General features: G+C 37.1%; 17 protein-coding genes, 1 tRNA gene and 1 pseudogene. 7 read left to right on the forward strand and 12 right to left on the reverse strand.

Translation table 11 applies throughout. The annotated features are described in order from the left end of the window. Window positions 1–7 precede the first annotated feature (7 nt). From ABWU73_RS00735 to ABWU73_RS00770, 8 genes and pseudogenes are all read right to left on the reverse strand, one after another. Window positions 8–778, reverse strand: coding sequence for an Rpn family recombination-promoting nuclease/putative transposase (locus ABWU73_RS00735; RefSeq protein WP_264329497.1), 771 nt, complete (start codon window positions 776–778; stop codon window positions 8–10). Continuing rightward, window positions 775–2,322: a group II intron reverse transcriptase/maturase gene (ltrA, locus tag ABWU73_RS00740; RefSeq protein ID WP_265017700.1), complete on the reverse strand. Its 1,548-nt coding sequence runs from the start codon at window positions 2,320–2,322 to the stop codon at window positions 775–777. Before ltrA ends, ABWU73_RS00735 begins: the two co-directional genes overlap by 4 nt. A gap of 37 nt (window positions 2,323–2,359) precedes the next feature. Further along, window positions 2,360–2,503 (reverse strand): hypothetical protein, encoded by a 144-nt coding sequence (locus ABWU73_RS00745; RefSeq protein WP_173862902.1) that lies wholly within the window; start codon window positions 2,501–2,503, stop codon window positions 2,360–2,362. A gap of 454 nt (window positions 2,504–2,957) precedes the next feature. Beyond that, a pseudogene (locus tag ABWU73_RS00750) lies at window positions 2,958–3,203 on the reverse strand (PD-(D/E)XK nuclease family transposase); the annotation flags it as partial. A 261-nt stretch (window positions 3,204–3,464) separates the two neighbouring features. Continuing rightward, window positions 3,465–4,628 (reverse strand): 1-deoxy-D-xylulose-5-phosphate reductoisomerase, encoded by a 1,164-nt coding sequence (gene dxr / locus ABWU73_RS00755; protein WP_070356952.1) that lies wholly within the window; start codon window positions 4,626–4,628, stop codon window positions 3,465–3,467. Window positions 4,629–4,710: 82 nt separating this feature from the next. Then, window positions 4,711–5,208, reverse strand: coding sequence for a hypothetical protein (locus ABWU73_RS00760; protein WP_182367341.1), 498 nt, complete (start codon window positions 5,206–5,208; stop codon window positions 4,711–4,713). 320 nt (window positions 5,209–5,528) lie between these two features. Next, window positions 5,529–6,230 (reverse strand): ABC transporter ATP-binding protein, encoded by a 702-nt coding sequence (locus tag ABWU73_RS00765; protein WP_006279859.1) that lies wholly within the window; start codon window positions 6,228–6,230, stop codon window positions 5,529–5,531. Further along, complete coding sequence (locus tag ABWU73_RS00770) at window positions 6,223–7,005, reverse strand: MlaE family ABC transporter permease (protein ID WP_015589313.1); 783 nt, start codon at window positions 7,003–7,005, stop codon at window positions 6,223–6,225. Before ABWU73_RS00770 ends, ABWU73_RS00765 begins: the two co-directional genes overlap by 8 nt. Before the next feature lie 583 nt (window positions 7,006–7,588). On the opposite strand from ABWU73_RS00770, the gene rpmF reads away from it, so the two are divergent. From rpmF to ABWU73_RS00785, 3 genes are read left to right on the forward strand one after another with little or no spacing between them, the layout of a single operon-like run. Then, a complete protein-coding gene (gene rpmF / locus ABWU73_RS00775; protein WP_010962967.1) occupies window positions 7,589–7,771 on the forward strand; it encodes a 50S ribosomal protein L32 in 183 nt (60 codons plus the stop codon). Between the two features lie 10 nt (window positions 7,772–7,781). Continuing rightward, window positions 7,782–8,819 carry a phosphate acyltransferase PlsX gene (plsX, locus tag ABWU73_RS00780; RefSeq protein ID WP_209473375.1) on the forward strand — a complete coding sequence of 346 codons (1,038 nt, stop codon included), beginning with the start codon at window positions 7,782–7,784 and terminating at the stop codon, window positions 8,817–8,819. Beyond that, window positions 8,812–9,768 carry a beta-ketoacyl-ACP synthase III gene (locus tag ABWU73_RS00785; RefSeq protein WP_264329457.1) on the forward strand — a complete coding sequence of 319 codons (957 nt, stop codon included), beginning with the start codon at window positions 8,812–8,814 and terminating at the stop codon, window positions 9,766–9,768. The genes plsX and ABWU73_RS00785 overlap by 8 nt, the downstream gene beginning before the upstream one ends. A 20-nt stretch (window positions 9,769–9,788) precedes the next feature. Here ABWU73_RS00785 and ABWU73_RS00790 read toward each other — a convergent pair whose 3' ends face one another. The 4 genes from ABWU73_RS00790 to mnmE all read right to left on the reverse strand — a co-directional run bounded on the left by ABWU73_RS00790 (window position 9,789) and on the right by mnmE (window position 13,404). Then, a complete protein-coding gene (locus ABWU73_RS00790) occupies window positions 9,789–9,935 on the reverse strand; it encodes a hypothetical protein (protein WP_264723884.1) in 147 nt (48 codons plus the stop codon). 613 nt (window positions 9,936–10,548) lie between these two features. Continuing rightward, complete coding sequence (locus tag ABWU73_RS00795) at window positions 10,549–11,565, reverse strand: NAD(P)/FAD-dependent oxidoreductase (protein WP_264329456.1); 1,017 nt, start codon at window positions 11,563–11,565, stop codon at window positions 10,549–10,551. Between the two features lie 168 nt (window positions 11,566–11,733). Continuing rightward, window positions 11,734–11,821, reverse strand: a tRNA-Ser gene (locus tag ABWU73_RS00800). 47 nt (window positions 11,822–11,868) lie between these two features. Continuing rightward, entirely contained in the window at window positions 11,869–13,404 is a 1,536-nt protein-coding gene (gene mnmE, locus ABWU73_RS00805; protein ID WP_264329455.1) for a tRNA uridine-5-carboxymethylaminomethyl(34) synthesis GTPase MnmE, read from the reverse strand. A gap of 131 nt (window positions 13,405–13,535) precedes the next feature. Here mnmE and nuoI point away from each other — a divergent pair, with 131 nt between their 5' ends. The 4 genes from nuoI to infC all read left to right on the forward strand — a co-directional run bounded on the left by nuoI (window position 13,536) and on the right by infC (window position 16,778). Next, window positions 13,536–14,018: an NADH-quinone oxidoreductase subunit NuoI gene (gene nuoI, locus ABWU73_RS00810; RefSeq protein WP_174515692.1), complete on the forward strand. Its 483-nt coding sequence runs from the start codon at window positions 13,536–13,538 to the stop codon at window positions 14,016–14,018. A gap of 115 nt (window positions 14,019–14,133) precedes the next feature. Next, window positions 14,134–14,349 carry a hypothetical protein gene (locus ABWU73_RS00815; RefSeq protein WP_155969049.1) on the forward strand — a complete coding sequence of 72 codons (216 nt, stop codon included), beginning with the start codon at window positions 14,134–14,136 and terminating at the stop codon, window positions 14,347–14,349. Continuing rightward, entirely contained in the window at window positions 14,346–16,247 is a 1,902-nt protein-coding gene (gene thrS / locus ABWU73_RS00820; protein ID WP_264329454.1) for a threonine--tRNA ligase, read from the forward strand. Before ABWU73_RS00815 ends, thrS begins: the two co-directional genes overlap by 4 nt. A gap of 12 nt (window positions 16,248–16,259) precedes the next feature. Next, window positions 16,260–16,778 carry a translation initiation factor IF-3 gene (gene infC, locus ABWU73_RS00825; RefSeq protein WP_065094376.1) on the forward strand — a complete coding sequence of 173 codons (519 nt, stop codon included), beginning with the start codon at window positions 16,260–16,262 and terminating at the stop codon, window positions 16,776–16,778. The last annotated feature ends 17 nt before the right edge of the window (window positions 16,779–16,795 follow it).

The following is a 16,795-nucleotide window of genomic DNA, read 5'->3' on the forward strand; positions in this document are numbered from 1 at the left end:
TAACCGTTCACAGATTTCCACTTAATTCTTCAATCTCACTAATAGAAAGGCCAGTAAACTTGACAATAGTGTTGACATCAACATTATTAGCCAGCATTGCTTTTGCGACTTCAATTTTCCCTTCAATTTTCCCTTCCTCTTTACCAATTTTTTTGCCTTTTTCAGTAGCAAGATCAAGTCTGTATTCAAGAATGGCTTCTTCTTTGCGTAGATCCATTATCCTTTCTTCATAGGCTACTAAATCTTTTTCGTTCCAACGAAACTTGTCTAACTCATCATACGCCAGCTTTATTATTGGTGCTTTTTCTGCTATCTCTTTTAAGTCCTCTTCTGTTGTTTCTTCTGCATATTTAAAAAAGAAACACCACCTTTCTACTATACTTTCTAACTGCTCTACTTTATTTTTTGCGAATTTAGGCAACTCAATAAAGACAAACTGAAAATCTTTTAAGTAATGGCCGTTAGTTTTTATATCACGTATATTGTGAGTAGAAATATAATCAACTTCTTCAGGAAGTAAGTTACAATTTGATATAGCAATAAAGAAGACTTTCTTTAAATCAATGTAGTTGCCAGATTTATCTAATTGTCTTGAGTAGGCTTTAGCGGCATATAATTGAGCGCGTTTTTCGAAGCCCTTGTCTCTAGCGAGCTGGTTAGGTAAGGAAGTAGTATTGCTACTACTCCCTCCCTTAGAAACGCAGCATGCAGGTTTCCCCACACTACGCTTGAGCCCCTTATCTAAGTCCTTCTTTTCTCGAACCGGCTTGTCCTTCATGATTCCTCAGAAAACATCATTCTTAATGGTGACACCAACAGTAGAGAACCTTCTCTTGAGAAAGAGCTTGCTAACATTTTTGTTTGTTTCACTCTTTCATCAAAATACTTTTTCCATTTTAAGTCAAGTGGATTTGCATCCGCCCTGATTTTAACATGTCGTCTGATAGGTATATCAATCAACCTAAGCAGTCTTAAATACCTTATCTCTTTCGGTTTGTTCTTGCATATGGGTGCAGCAAAGACCCATTGGCGTTGTTTCATTACCTTGAAGTAACGATTCTTTATCCAACGTAATCCTTTACGAGGATGTCTTTTCTTTGCCCATTTCCATAGAGCACACATAATTTCATGGTCTATTTTGTTAAAAGCTCTTTTCGCACACACATGGCTGTAGTAATTTCCCCATCCCCTTAATAGGGAATTGAGCAACTTGATTAGTACGGCCTGAGTGTTCGCTATGTTTGCCTTTATCAATGTACGTGCTTTATTAAGAAGTTTCTTAATACTTTCTTTTGAAGGTTTTATAATTAACTTCTTATTATACCTGCGTACATTACAACCAAGAAAGTCAAACCCTGTTGTAATAGATGTAATTTTTGTTTTCTCTTCGGAAAGGATAAGACCTCTCTCCTGAAGAAAGGACGATACTAGAGGTTTTACTTCATTTTCCAGTGCTTCACGTGTGATTCCTGAAATGATAAAGTCATCTGCGTACCTGATTACATTTACTCCACTTCTGATTTTGCTTCTTCTTTTACTGCCAAGTTTACCAAATTGACTTTCCAATGATTTTTCAAGTCCATTTAGGGCTAGACTTGCTAGTATTGGAGAGATGATACTACCTTGTGGGGTACCTGCAGTTGTGGAATACAGAGTTTTTGATTCTAGGAAGCCAGCTTTTAACCAGCTATGAAGAATTTTCTTCTCCATAGGAATATGCTTCATGAGCCATTCATGGTTAATGTTATCAAAACACCCTTTAATATCACCTTCGAGTATCCATTGTAGTTGGTTACGGCTTGCCAGTAACAAGTGACAAGCCACAGTAGCGTCTGCGCAGGATCTTTTTGGTCTAAAACCATAAGAGTGACGATCACTGATCGTTTCAGCTATCGGTTCCAAAGCAAACAAGTATAATGCTTGCATGGCTCTATCTTTTATCGTAGGGATTCCAAGAGGTCTTCTTTTGCCATTAGACTTACTGATGTATATCCGTTTTAGCGGAGAAGGTTTGTATCCTCTTTGTTTTAATAGCTTTATTCCTTGAAATTTTGTGTTGCAAGTTGACCATATTTGACGATCTACACCTGCTGTGTTTTTTCCTTGGTTTTCAGTTACTCTCTTAACCGCCAAAGCTTTGCCGCTAAAAGAGCGTGTGAGAAGGTGTTGTAAAGTTTTCACCTTACCCCATCTGCCTTGTTGGACAGCCTTAACAATACGCCTCTGTAGCCTCATAACAACTTTTTGGCATTTCTTCCAGGGTAACTGGTTCCATGCTTCGGAGTTATTGGTAGGTGCACTTACAGTTGTACTTGTAATCATCTGCTTTCCTACCTTAAGTGGTTAACAAAGTTTCTTGTCATGAGGGACCAAATGGAAGTCTGCTCGTTTTCACGCGAATTAATGTTACAAATTCTATCCATTTCGTTACAAAATGGCATTCGCTTTCTCCATTATCCTTTACCTGCACATCCATCAGCATTCCTTGCGGGTTGCCTGCCATATAGGCGAAAATACAGGCTTATCCTGTTCCTTTTGTCATACAATAGTGGGTTAGGTGGCTTCTCTATACCGGTGGAATTATTATTTGCGTACATCCAGAAATGAAAAATGTAACTCATCCACATTACCTTTTGGTCGGAGCTTATCAGCATCTTTAGCTCTTTAATCGTTACGATACTTATGAAGCTTCACTTACGTTCACCATACCACTAAGCCTAGCCCTCCAACCACATGATGCTTGTAGTTTATGCTTTCTCTCACGATTGAGCATCTTCTTTATCAAGAGGAGGTTCATTGTCCGCGTCGCTCGGCACCAACTGGTTACCCAATTCGCACTGATGCGTAGACTCAGATGGCAAAACATCTGGTTCAATAAGCTTTAGAATCCTTTCAGTTTCTTTCTGAATGAATTCCTCTCCTTTTAAACAATATGACCGAAGGCTTTCAGGTCGCACCATCTCAATTATATACCTGTTCCCACTAGAATCCCTGCAAAGAACATCAACAATGCTTTGTTTATCAGAAGCAATTTCAGGATCCATTATAGTACTGAGGAATTCCACTTCTTGTATAGTATTTATCTCAGTAAACCCTAAAATATCATTCAAAAAATGTATGAGAATATTCTTATTTTTTTCAGTGCCAAATATTTTTTTGAAGGTCAAATCCAGCTTAGGGTCGAGAAACTTAGATAAAGCCATAGCCAAAGTGCTTAAAAATATTAATAATTATACACTATTATTAACAATTATTCAACCATATTTTTGAAGATAGCTATGCCGCCGCGAACCGTCATACCGCCGCGGTATCTCTAGATCCCGCTAACAAGCAGCGGGATGACGAATTACTTAACCGTCATACCGCCGCGGTATCTCGGCATAGATTCCGCTAACAAGTAGCGGAATGACGATTGTGTATCGTGTTTTGCTAAAAATCACAGAATGCAGTCTGGTTACATTACTCTAGCTATACGCAACAACTTTACTTTCAACAATTTTGTGAGCAATAATACGACTTTCATAATCAATATTTATTATATCAGATAGTGAATTAATATCAGTATAACTACCAAAACTTTCCATTGTTGATTCCACTACCTCTACTATTTTTAAAAAGCCGATTCGTGACTTCAAAAATTCATTAACAGCTATTTCATTTGCAGCATTGAGCACAATACTGTTTGTTTGTGGAGCAGAAGAGTTTAACACTGCCATGCTAAGCTTTAGCGCAGGAAAACGCTTATGGTCTGGTTCTTGAAAGGTCAATTTTCCTTGCTTTGTTAAATCTAATTTACGATTTAAAGCTGATCTTTCCGGCCAAGATAGAGCATATGAAATAGGAATTGCCATGTCAGTTTCTGCAAGCACAGCAAAGTTGAACCCATCCTTATAAGTTACAATTCCATGTACTATTGACTCAGGATGCACTATTGCTTCAATTTTATCCGGGCTGATATTAAACAAGTTATGTGCTTCTATTATCTCTAGTGCCTTATTCATCATTGTTGCGCTATCAACCGAGATTTTCTTTCCCATATTCCAAGTGGGGTGACTAAGCGCCTTATCTACCATAACATTTCTTAATTGCTCAAGGCTATAATTTAAGAATGGTCCACCAGAAGCAGTAAGTATGATCTTTTCTACGCATTTGTCGTCATTTTGCAAAATTTGAAAAATTGCATTGTGCTCAGAGTCAATAGGGATTATTTGTACATTTTTTTCTTTAGCTTTTTTGAGTAATAACTTTCCACCGCAAACAATGCTTTCTTTGTTTGCCAATGCAATGACTTTGGTACCGCTTTCTATAACTTCCATAACTGGCCCAAGGCCTGCAATGCCAACTATTGCAACAACTGAGAGATCAACAGGTATGGTAGCAATATTTGTAGCACCAATTGCTATTTTTACATCTGTACCAAGTAAACTTTCTTTCAAATCTTTGTAAAGCCTTTCATCGGAGATAGCAACATATTTTGCATTTAGCAGTTTTGCTTGGTGTGCCAGTAGAGCAAAGTTCGAATGGGCACTTAGTGCTTCCACTTGGTATTCTTCTTTTCTCTTTGAGAGCAAATCTACAGTCTTTTTTCCAACACTTCCTGTTGACCCTAAAACTGAAACCTTTTTCACTAAGACAAACTCATGTTAATTATAACAACAGCAACTTTTCTTATTAGGCCTTCTCGCATACTATTCAGCAGTTTTTAAGCGTTTAACCAAGTTCATGCCCGTGGTCATCGCCAACAGATGGTGAAGGACCAGGTGAAAAAGATTGACCATGGTGATCACCTGCATCATGCATGTCTTGCAAACCATCAGCATTATGAGCCATTTCATTATTGGCATGAGGGTAATCATCTGAGTGAGGTCCCTCATCACCATGAGCCATATCCATTCCTTCTGATGGCATATCTTCTCCACCTCCACCTGAAAAATATTCTGCAAGGCCTTCAAGAAATTTTATGCCAAACATATTACCTGACTTTCCAAACAATGTTACTAGACTACTGCCACTCACCAAACCTTCAAACACGTTACTATAAGCAGCAATTGCTCCTTCATGAAAGTTGAACAACCATTTCATTCCATCGACAACTGTTGAAACAGAGTCACTATGACCAAGACCAAAACCACTTTTCTCACCAGCAGCCTCTTGGTGTTGCTGCTGCGCTTGCCATTCTGCAATGTTTGGACCTTGAGCTTCACTCATAAGTTTTTATTCTCAACCTTAAGTTATTATTTTATCACAAATATTGCAAAATATCAATAGAGCTTTTGAATATAGCTAATACAAACAATTTCTGTCATCCTATATATAGCTAAACTGACTTACGACAATTTGAAAAACGACAAATTCGTCATTCCGCTACTAGTTAGCGGAATCTATGCCGAGATACCGCGAATGAATCGCGGTATGACGTGTTAGCTATAGGATCCAGTTTGAAAAAAATCTGAATTCCAATGTTCACTACCTTTTACAAAGTTAAAACTTAAAAATATGACTGTTAGCAATAGTGTATATATCTTTAGCTATATATAATGAATGAATTTTTTTATATATTCGTTATTAGTATTTTGTATTTCCTGAACAGTTCCATGGGAAATGATCTCCCCTTCATATAATACTGCTATTTTATCAGCTATTTTAAATGCGCTATGAATATCATGTGTAATCGTGATAATTGTAGGGTTAAGATCTCTAGATAATTTTATTATTATCTCGTTTACTATATCTGACATAATTGGGTCCAATCCTGAAGTTGGTTCATCCAAAATAATGATTTCTGGATTGTGTGCAATCGCCCTTGCAAGTGCCACTCTTTTTTTCATTCCACCTGATAGCTCTATTGGAAACATATCTGCTATGCTTTCCTCCAGTCCAACATCATTTAACTTCTCGATTGCTAGCTGTTTTGCCTCCTTTTTGCTGATATTAAAGCGTTTTTTATAATTAAAAGATATATTTTCCCACACTGTAACGTAGTCAAATAAAGCGGAATTTTGAAATAAAACCCCAAATTTATTTTTGCTTTTACTATTTATTTTAACAGACCCTGAGTCTGGAGCAAGCAAGCCGATAATTGTTTTTGTTAATACAGATTTGCCGCTTCCTGAGCCACCAAGTATGACTAATGATTCCCCTTTTAATATATCAAAATTTAGATCTTTTAGTACTGTCCTATCATCAAAAGATAAGCTTAAGTTCAATATTGATATTATGGGGTTACGCATGTATCAAAGTAATCATGTAGTTTGCTAAAATGATCAGTATGGACGATAAAACAACAGTTGATGTTGTAGCAACACCTACTCCTCGTGCACCTTCTTTGCAATGGTAACCGTAATAGCAGCTTGAGACAGAAATTATGGCGCCAAATACAGTTGCTTTTATTAGCCCAGTTATAAAATCATACGTATTAAAGAACTGAGCTGTGTGTTTAATGTATATATTTAAATTGTGGTTAAATTCGAAGACTGCAGTGATACATCCTCCAAATATTCCTATTAAATCTGCACATACTGTAAGTATGGGAAATACTATGATTGACGCTAAAATCCTTGGTGCAATTAAATATTTAAAAGGGTTGATGTTCAAGGTTGTAAGTGCATCTATTTGCTCGGTGATGCGCATTGTACCAATTTCTGCTGCAACTGATGATCCAACCTTTCCTACCATTATTAAGCTGATCAAAACTGGTCCTAACTCTTTAATGATAGTGATCGTAACAAGTTTGGGTATTATCTGTTCTTGGTTAATTAATGGGTCACTCAAGCTACTTTGTAAAACTATTGCCGCTCCTATAAAAACTCCAGTGAGCCCAACAATTGGCAGAGAGAAAAAGCCTATCTCTATAATTTGTCTTGCTATGTTGCTAAAATAATATGGTGGCACAAGGCAGTGGTATAGAGATTGAATAAAAAATATGAATGCACTACCAAGCCTTAACAAAAAATTGATAAAGTACCTACCAATTATTCTAACACTATTTATATCAAAAAAGCTCACTTTGTATTCATTTTAGCTAGAGGTTAGTCTTACTGATTTTATTAAAATTTTTATTAACTTTATCGCAAAGTATAGCTGAGATATGTTTTAAGTTCAACATACTTGATGTTTAAATTTAAAGCTCATATAGCTAACCCAAGAAAGGTTTCCCTACGTCATACCGCCACGGTATCCACAACTGTACGAACGTTGTAGTTTGGGAGCAATTCCCACCAGTGGGCCAGTGCCCAGACACTGGGATCCAGCTTCTATGCAACTTAATTAAAAACGTTTGTTTTAGCGTAAGACAACTACCTTTAGCTCATCAGCTCAGTTATAAGCAAAATTTCTGGATTCCAGACTGGAATGACATCATCTGTTGTGCAATTTACCTTCAAAAATGAATGTTCGTACAGCTATGGATTCATTCGCGGTATAGATTCCGCTAACGAGTAGCGGAATGACGGTTTTTCAAATTGTAGAGCCACTTTAGCTATAGAACTCAATTACATAAGCAAACCTTACTTATTTTACTATCCCTGTTTACTTCCTGTAAAAAACATGTTACTAATGTATTGTATTTTGTAGTAGAATGGAGGAAATTTTGGCAGTTCCAAAAAGAAAAAAGTCAAAGTCAAGGCGTAATATGCATCGTTCTCATCATGCTATTGAGCCTAAGAATGTTGTGGTATGTTCAACAACTGGGGAATTCATGTTGCCTCATAACGTAGCAGTTGATGGCAGTTACAAAGGAAAACGGGTTTTCATCAAGCAACAGGCAGAGTGACTATTATGATATGTTACCTACGGTCAATAATAATATAGTTATTGCACTTGACGCTATGGGGGGCGATTTTGCGCCTCTTTCCGTAATTCAGGGTGCTGGTTTTTTTTTAGACAACCTTGTTGACCCAGGCATTAAAGTTTTTTTTCATATTTATGGAGATAAGGAAGAAGTATCTCCTTTGCTTTTGAAATATAAAAAAGTAAGTAACAATTCTGAATTTACTCATTGTTCTGACAATGTCCTTGCAAATGATAAGCCATCTTTTGCACTGAGGCATCGTAAAGACTCAAGTATGAAAGCTGCCATTGAGGCAGTAAAAAAAGGTAAAGCTTTCGGAGTGGTGTCTTCAGGCAACACCGGAGCATTGATGGCAATTTCCAGATTTATTTTAGGAACATTACCAAACATTTATCGTCCTGCTATTGCCTCTATCTGTCCAACTAAGACAAAAAGCTTCGCTTTGCTTGACCTTGGTGCAAATGTTGATTGTAATGCCGACTCATTATTTCAATTTGCGTTAATGGGTAGTATATTTGCAAAAATAGCATTAAAAATTGACAATCCTGAAGTTGCTTTGCTAAATATCGGCACAGAAGAAGTTAAAGGTAATGACTCAGTGCGCGGCGCTTTTGAGTTGCTTAAAAACGCTCCAGGCATTAATTTCAAAGGGTATATAGAGGCAAGTGAATTTTTAGAGGGTAATATAGATGTGATTGTTGCTGATGGTTTTGTTGGCAATGTAATGCTCAAAACGGCTGAGGCAACCGCTAGTACCTTTATCAATCTAATAAAGCAGGAAGTATTCAATTCGTGGATAGCGAAAATGCTTGTTGGTATATTGTTAAAATCCAAACTAAATAAAGCTTTAACGCGTTTTAATCCCAAAATTAGAAGTGGAGCTATGTTTTTAGGGCTGAATGGTATCATCATTAAAAGTCATGGAAATTCTGATGCTATTTCTTTTGCCCATGCCATAAAATTTGCAGTAAATGCAATTAGTGAAAATTTAAATCAAAAGATAATTAACGGGGTAAGTCATATTGAATAAAAGTTTCATATTAAGCACTGGATCTTACCTACCAAGAAAAATGTTGAGTAACAACGAAATTGCATCGATAGTTGAGACGAGCGATGAATGGATAAGGCAGAGAACAGGAATAGTTCAAAGGCATATAGCAGATGAAGGAGAACTAACGTCAGATCTAGCTGTAAATGCAGCAAAAAGTGCTATAGAAAAAGCTAAAATTTCAGTAGATGAAATTGACTTGATTATAGTTGCTACAACAACTCCTGATAAAACTTTTCCTAGCTGTGCAACGATTGTACAAAGTAAGTTAAAATGTAAAAACGCATTTGCTTTTGATGTACAAGCAGCATGCTCTGGTTTTATATATGCAGTTACAGTTGCTGATTCGCTCATAAAATCTAACAATAGAATTAAATATGCATTGGTTATAGGTGCTGAAATAATGTCTAGGATTGTTGATTGGGAAGATAGGTCAACTTGTGTACTCTTTGGTGATGGTGCTGGTGCAGTGGTGATGAAATCAGAAATGGGTAGAAGCGGCATCATATCAACAAACTTATACTCTGACGGCAATGTGGACATACTATGTACGAACGGAGGGGTATCCTCTACTGGTGATTCTGGAAAAATATACATGAATGGAAGAGAAGTGTTTAAACATGCAGTGGATAAGTTAACAGCCTTAATAGAGGAAACTCTGAAATGCAATAATTTGAAAATTACTGATATTGACTGGCTAATTCCCCATCAAGCAAACATTCGTATTATTGAAGCAGTAGTAAAGAAATTAGATTTTCCTATAGAGAAAGTGATTAATACCGTTGATAAGCATGCAAACACCTCAGCGGCATCAATTCCACTGGCCTTAGACTATGCAATACAAGAATCAAAAATAAAATCAGGAAATCTGGTACTGCTGATTTCAATAGGTGCAGGCCTGACCTGGGGTTCTGTGTTGCTGCACTATTAGACTTCCTGCATTACCTCCTGTCATCCAAGTACCCTCTTTGTCATTCCAGTGCCTCTTTCTCCTGTCATCCCAGTGCCTCTTTCTCCTGTCATCCCAGTGCCCCCTTTTGTCATCCCAGTAGCCCCTTCGGTGTCATTCCAGTCTGGAATCCAGTTCTTATTGTACATTCACCTGGTGTAAAGTTAAGTTTCCTGGATCCCAGTGTCAGCTACTCGGATGACAAAAAAAGGAGCACTGGAATGACAGCAGTCCTACGTCATACCGCGATTCATTCGCGGTATCTCTAGATCCCGCTAACAAGCAGCGGGATGACGGTTGTCGTTTAGCCACAAATATTTAAGAAATTTACCAAATGAAAAAAAAGGCAAAAGAAGCCCTGGGGTTATTATCCGCTTTAAAATATTGGCGTTTTTTATGTTTTAAACGCTTGACAAGCGAGATTAAGCTGCTTTTAATTGCAACTAACTTACGCTGCAAACGTTTAAGAAATTTACTAAGCAGAAAAAAAGACAAAGAATCCCCGAGTTAGCTAGTCTTTTACTATCTCTGTCGAGTATTGGCATTTTTTGATGTCTTGTAACGCTTTGTAAGCGCGTTCAGCTTATTTAGATAAAAATCTAGATGTAGATGAAGTTTTGTAAAGACATACAGTATCTATATACTGCAAAAAATTGAACATAAGACGCCGATACATTAAGTAATCCTTACCTTTTAATCTGCAGATTGGCGAAAGCAAATACAATAGCTTCAGTTTCATGATAAGGGAGCTGGCGAGGTTTGTCAAGGAAGTTTTTCTTTCCCGTGAATTCCCTTTGAGGTTGAATATTGAAAATTAACCGGAGAGTTGTGGATTACTTTGTATATGTCATAACAAGCCATGGCGCTCTCAGCAAAACCATTTAGTATTAATTTTAGTTTGCCTGAATAAATAGCTATATCTCCGATTGCATATATCCTATCTCTACTGGTTTTAAGTGTAGCTGGGTCGACAACTATGCGGCTATGTTCTAACTGTATACCCCAATTGTTTATTGGACCAAGATTCATTGACAATCCAAAAAATGGCAGCAAAAAATCAGCGGATATTTCTTTTTCTTCCTTAGAGGCAATGTTTTTTACTATCACTGTGCTCAATTGCCCATTACCTCCTGCTAGTTCGTGTAATTGATATGGCACTACCAGTTCTATTTTTCCATCAATTTCAAGTGATTCTAATTTATTTCTAGTTTCAGGAGTGCAGCGAAATTCCTTTCTCCTATGTATCACATAAATTTTCTTTGCAACTTTAGAAAGTTCTACAGTCCAATCAGCCGCAGAATCACCCCCACCTGCAATGACTATAGTTTTATCCTGAAAATCAGAAATTTTATTTACACTGTAAAATACAGATTTATTTTCATATTCTAATATACCACTTAAGGGTGGACGGTTAGGTTCAAACATTCCATTACCTGCAGCAATGATAACAGCTTTGCATTTTACCTCTGTACCTATGTTCGTTATGATAGTAAAGTTTTCACCTTCGTTATTTGAAATCTTTTCTACTTTTTGACTTAAATGGTAAATAGGCTTAAATGGCGAAGCTTGCTCCATTAGCTGCTCAATTAATTTTTGGGCAGTAATTACAGGATAACCAGGTATATCGTATATTGGCTTTTCTGGGTAAAGAGCTGTGCATTGTCCTCCTGCTTGATCCAAAACATCTATTATATGACATCTCATATCAAGCATTCCCGCTTGAAAAGCAGTGAATATTCCAACAGGTCCTGCACCTATTATTACTATATCGGTTTTCATATTCAGATGGTGATCTATTTATAGATATTAGCTTTCTTTGCTAACAAGGTCAATTTACAAAGGGATGTATTTTTAAAAGATGTGGCTAGATTAGACAAGATTTCCAGCGTTATGAACCACATAGTCCAAATAAGCTCTCAAAATCAGCTAGCATAGCGAGATGCTGTGCGGACGGAATGGGATTCGAACCCATGGTACGCTCATCACGTACGTCAGTTTTCAAGACTGGTGCCTTAAACCGCTCGGCCATCCGTCCATTTCTTTTCTATCACAACATTTGATTTTAAGCAATCTATAAAAGCTTTACTTGCCCACGCAAAAGTTGCTAAACACACTACTCAATATTTCCTCAACATCAATAATTCCAATCACCGCACCAAGTTCAAATGCAGCAAGCCTCAAATCTTCAGATATCAACTCAATTGGATTATCGATATTAAAACGTTGTAAATGTTCCAGTGCTTTCTTCATGTGATTCCTATGTCTTTGCCGAGTAATCACAGGAGTGTCTCTATCATGCCCAAATTTTTCCTCTGCCTTCTCTTTTATGAGGGAGATCAACTTGTTTGTGCCTATTTCCTTTAGAATAGAAATGGGTAAAAGATCTATGCCATTAATTTTTATATTGTGATTATTGATAACATCGTCAGCTTTGCTCAATACATAAATGGTGTCATTTTGGTCTGATGTCATGCAAGTAGCTGACACTGGTTTCCAGCTTATCTCATCATGAACATTGTTTTCAGCACATGTTTCTAGAATCCATTGTCTATTGCATAATTTGCAAGTATTTTTATATCTGGATCCCAGTGTCAAGCACTGGGATGACACCGTTTGTTGATTACAATATTTGCATAGTTGTGTGTCAACGACAGATGGTATATTGCCTGTGGCTTGATAATTGACATCGTGTCGTTGTTCAAAAGGAAATAGCTCTATTCTTAAATCAGCTTCAAAAGACCTCTTTTTCGCTCGACTTATACCTTCTAATTCTATTGGATCTGAACTTTCACGAATTCCAGCAGTATCAGAGAGAATGATTGGGTATCCGCCAATGTCAATATGAGCTTCAAGTATATCTCTTGTTGTGCCTGCATATTCAGAAACAATAGCAATATCACGCTTGGCTAAGAAATTAAACAGAGTTGATTTACCGACATTTGGTTTACCAGTTATTACAACATGCAAACCCTCACGCAACCTTTCACCCCGTCTATTATCATTTAAATGCTCTTGTATCAACCGCACAAGAGCTCGCACTTCATTATTAATTTTTTCCAATTCATTTTTTTCTGTCCAAACATCCTCTGGAAAGTCTATATATGCTTCGATTTTGGATTGTATCGTTATTAATCTTTGCCTCCAATTGCTGTATAGTCTCTCCAATTCTCCTGATATCTGCTTAATCGCTTGTTTAGCTTGCATTTTCGTCTCAGCATCAATTAAGTCTGCAATCCCTTCTATTTGCGTTAAGTCAAATTTACCATTTAGAAAAGCCCTAAGTGAGAATTCTCCAGGCTTGGCCATAACGAAAACTTTTGATAATTCCTCCAAGATGATTTTTATAACTGCCTTGCTTCCATGCACTTGTAACTCTATAACGTCCTCGCCAGTGAAACTGTTTGGAGCAGGGAAATAGATGATTATTCCATTATCTATCAATTGACTGGAATCATCATATAGATCAACTAAAGTAGCAAATCTTGGTTTAATTTCTTTCTTAATATGAAAATGATTTAAAGCTTTAAGCGCGTAGTTGCCTGAAATTCTAATTACTGCAACTCCTGACTTACCAAATACGGTCGATAAAGCGAAAATAGTTTCATTTGTGTTTGTCATTATTTATATAAACTACTTAGCAATATTACACTTAAGAAACCAAAATACCTAAAAAGTCACCCAGGTGAAAATATTTATTTTGAAAACTGATAATATGATTTATAATGACTGACACAAGTTTTAAATATTTTATGCTCAAGAAATTAGCTTGGTACTGGTCTTTTGTAGAGTTAATTAAAGGGTTTGTTATTACATTAAAATATATGTTTAAGCCAAAGGTTACTTTGAGGTATCCTATGGAGAAGGGCCCTTTAAGTCCAAGGTTTCGTGGTGAGCATGCGTTGCGTAGGTATCCAAACGGTGAAGAACGATGCATAGCTTGTAAATTATGCGAAGTTATCTGCCCTGCTCAAGCAATAGTTATTGAAGCAGAGGAAAGAGAAGACGGTAGTCGCCGCACTACGCGCTATGATATTGATATGACAAAATGCATATACTGCGGACTTTGCCAAGAGGCATGTCCAGTTGATGCAATTGTGGAGGGTCCTAACTTTGAATTTGCTACTGAAACGAGAGAGGAGCTAATGTACAATAAAGAAAAGTTATTGCGTAATGGTGAAATTTGGGAAGACGCAATTGCACTCAGGTTAAAAAAGAATAGACCTTATTATTAATGTTCAGAGCTTATAACCCTGTTATCCATTATGATTTAAGGGCAGTGCCCACTAGGGGTGGTGTCATCCAAGTAGCTGATACACAACTGTACGAACATTTGTTTGCGAGGGCAGTATGTTAAATGTTATAGCCTGTTTTGCCTCAAACACAAAGGTGTCATCCCAGTGCTTGACACTGGGGTCCAGGTATAAAAATATTTGCAAATTGTGCAATGGACAACAGATTTTAGGAGCATACGTTAAACTAATTTCCATTATAAAAATAAGATGGATCCCAGTGTCACGCACTGGGATGACAAAGAGAGGGTTAGACAAAAGGGTCGATAAATGATTAGGATTACTTTTTCAGCCGAACAAAAAGTAAAAGAATACAGTGGTAAAGTTACTGGCTTTGATATATTACAACCGGATGTTTTGAAAGAAGCAATTGCCTTTAAGGTAAATGGTGAGTTGCATGATCTCTCACGTGAAATTGAAGCTGATGCAGAGATAGAGGTGATACAACTGAGTGACGAAGTGGGTTTAGATATAATAAGGCATGATGCTGCTCATATAATGGCGCAGGCAGTGAAAGAGCTATTTCCTAATACTCAGATTACTATCGGCCCAACAATTCAGGACGGTTTTTACTATGATTTTGCTACAGATCGTACCTTCACTACGGACGATCTTACCGCAATAGAAAAGAAAATGAAAGAGATTGTAAAAAGTAACCACAGATTTGTTCGAGAAGTTTGGACTCGCAAGCAGTCAGTTGATTTCTTTAGTGGTATAGGCGAAAAATATAAGGTTGATATTATCTCATCCATACCAGAGGGTGAAAACCTAACTGTTTATAGGCAAGGTGATTTTGTTGACCTATGCCGTGGTCCGCACTCACCATCAACCGGTAGAGTTAAAGCGTTTAAACTTATGAAAGTAGCGGGTGCATACTGGCGAGGTGATGCAAAGGGCCCAATGTTGCAGCGAATATATGGCACAGCATGGAGAAATAAGGATGAATTAAACGCTTATCTTGAGTGCCTCAAAGAAGCAGAGAAACGTGATCACCGCAAAATTGCCAAGGATATGGATTTATTTCACATCCAAGAGGAAGCTGTTGGGCAGGTTTTTTGGCATGAACAAGGATATATTCTATATAATGTTCTTGAGTCTTACATCAGAAAGAAGCTAATAAATAATGGCTATTTTGAGGTAAAAACTCCTATTTTAGTAAGCAAAGAGCTGTGGGAAAAATCTGGACATTGGGATAAGTTTCGTGAAAATATGTTTATTGTTGATGAATCTGAAAGCAAAAAGCTAGCAATAAAACCCATGAATTGCCCCTGTCATGTGCAGATTTTTAATTCTCACACCAGAAGCTATCGTGATTTACCGATACGTATGGCAGAATTTGGTACGTGTCATAGGAATGAAAGCTCAGGCTCATTGCACGGACTGATGCGAGTGCGTGGTTTTACGCAAGACGATGCACACATTTTTTGTATGGAAGAACAAGTGAATTCTGAAACTATAAAGTTTTGTGACCTTTTAAAAGAAGTATATTCAGAGCTTGGATTTAATGAAATTTCTGTGAAATTTTCAGACCGTCCAGATATTAGAGCAGGTAATGATGAAGTGTGGGATAGAGCTGAAAAAGCGCTGCTTGAAGCCGTTAAAGAAGCGGGCTTGAGTTATGAACTGAGCCCTGGTGAAGGTGCATTTTATGGTCCAAAGCTAGAGTTTGTTTTGAAAGATGCAATAGGCAGAAGCTGGCAATGTGGAACATTGCAAGTTGATTTCATTTTACCAGAACGTCTGGGAGCTTTTTATATAGGGGCAGATGGACACAAGCATCACCCTGTCATGTTACATAGGGCAATTCTTGGGACTTTTGAGCGTTTTATCGGAATTTTGATAGAAAATTATGCAGGAAAATTTCCAGTTTGGCTTGCTCCAACGCAACTTGCTATTCTGACCATTACAAATGAAGCTGACGGTTACGCCACAGAAATTAGCAATATTTTAAAAGAACAAGGTGTGAGAGTCAAGACTGATTTGACCAATGAAAAAATTAGTTATAAGATACGTTTGCATAGTTCAAACAAGGTTCCTATATTGTGGATTGTAGGCAAAAATGAAGTTACAAGTAAAACTGTGTCAGTAAGAAATTTAGGATCGGAAAGACAGGAGTCTTTTTCTTTGGAAAAGGCTAATGAATCGCTGTTAAAAAGTATTAATTTGAATTAAGGGAGTTAAAGTTTGCAAGTTAAAAAGAACAATAAAAACAGAATTAATGGATTCATCACAGCTAAGGAGGTACGCTTAGTTGATCATAGTGGTGAAATGGTCGGAATCGTGCTAATAGAACGAGCTTTGGAGCTTGCACAGGGTGTTGGTTTAGACTTGGTAGAAATTGCACCTGATTCAACCCCTCCAGTATGTAAAATTCTGGATTATAGCAAACAAAAGTATGATATAAAAAAGAAAGCAAGTGAAGCAAAAAAGAAACAAAAAACATTAACTATAAAAGAAATTAAACTGGGTCCCAATATTGGTGATCACGATTACGGAACAAAATTGCGTCAAGCAAGAGACTTACTTGCCCACGGACATAAAATTAAAGTCACAATGAGATTTAGAGGGAGAGAGCTTATAAACACTGAAGTTGGACTGGAAAAATTAGAACGGCTAATTCGAGACACTGAAGATATCGCAAAGGTAGAATTGGCACCTAAAAGAGAAGGGAATCAATATTTTTTAGCTCTGGTTGCTAAGTAGCAAGACGGCTTAAGAAG

Origin of the sequence: Wolbachia endosymbiont (group A) of Andrena helvola, assembly GCF_964028415.1 — a bacterium.
In the GTDB taxonomy this organism is placed as follows: Bacteria; Pseudomonadota; Alphaproteobacteria; order Rickettsiales; family Anaplasmataceae; genus Wolbachia; species Wolbachia pipientis.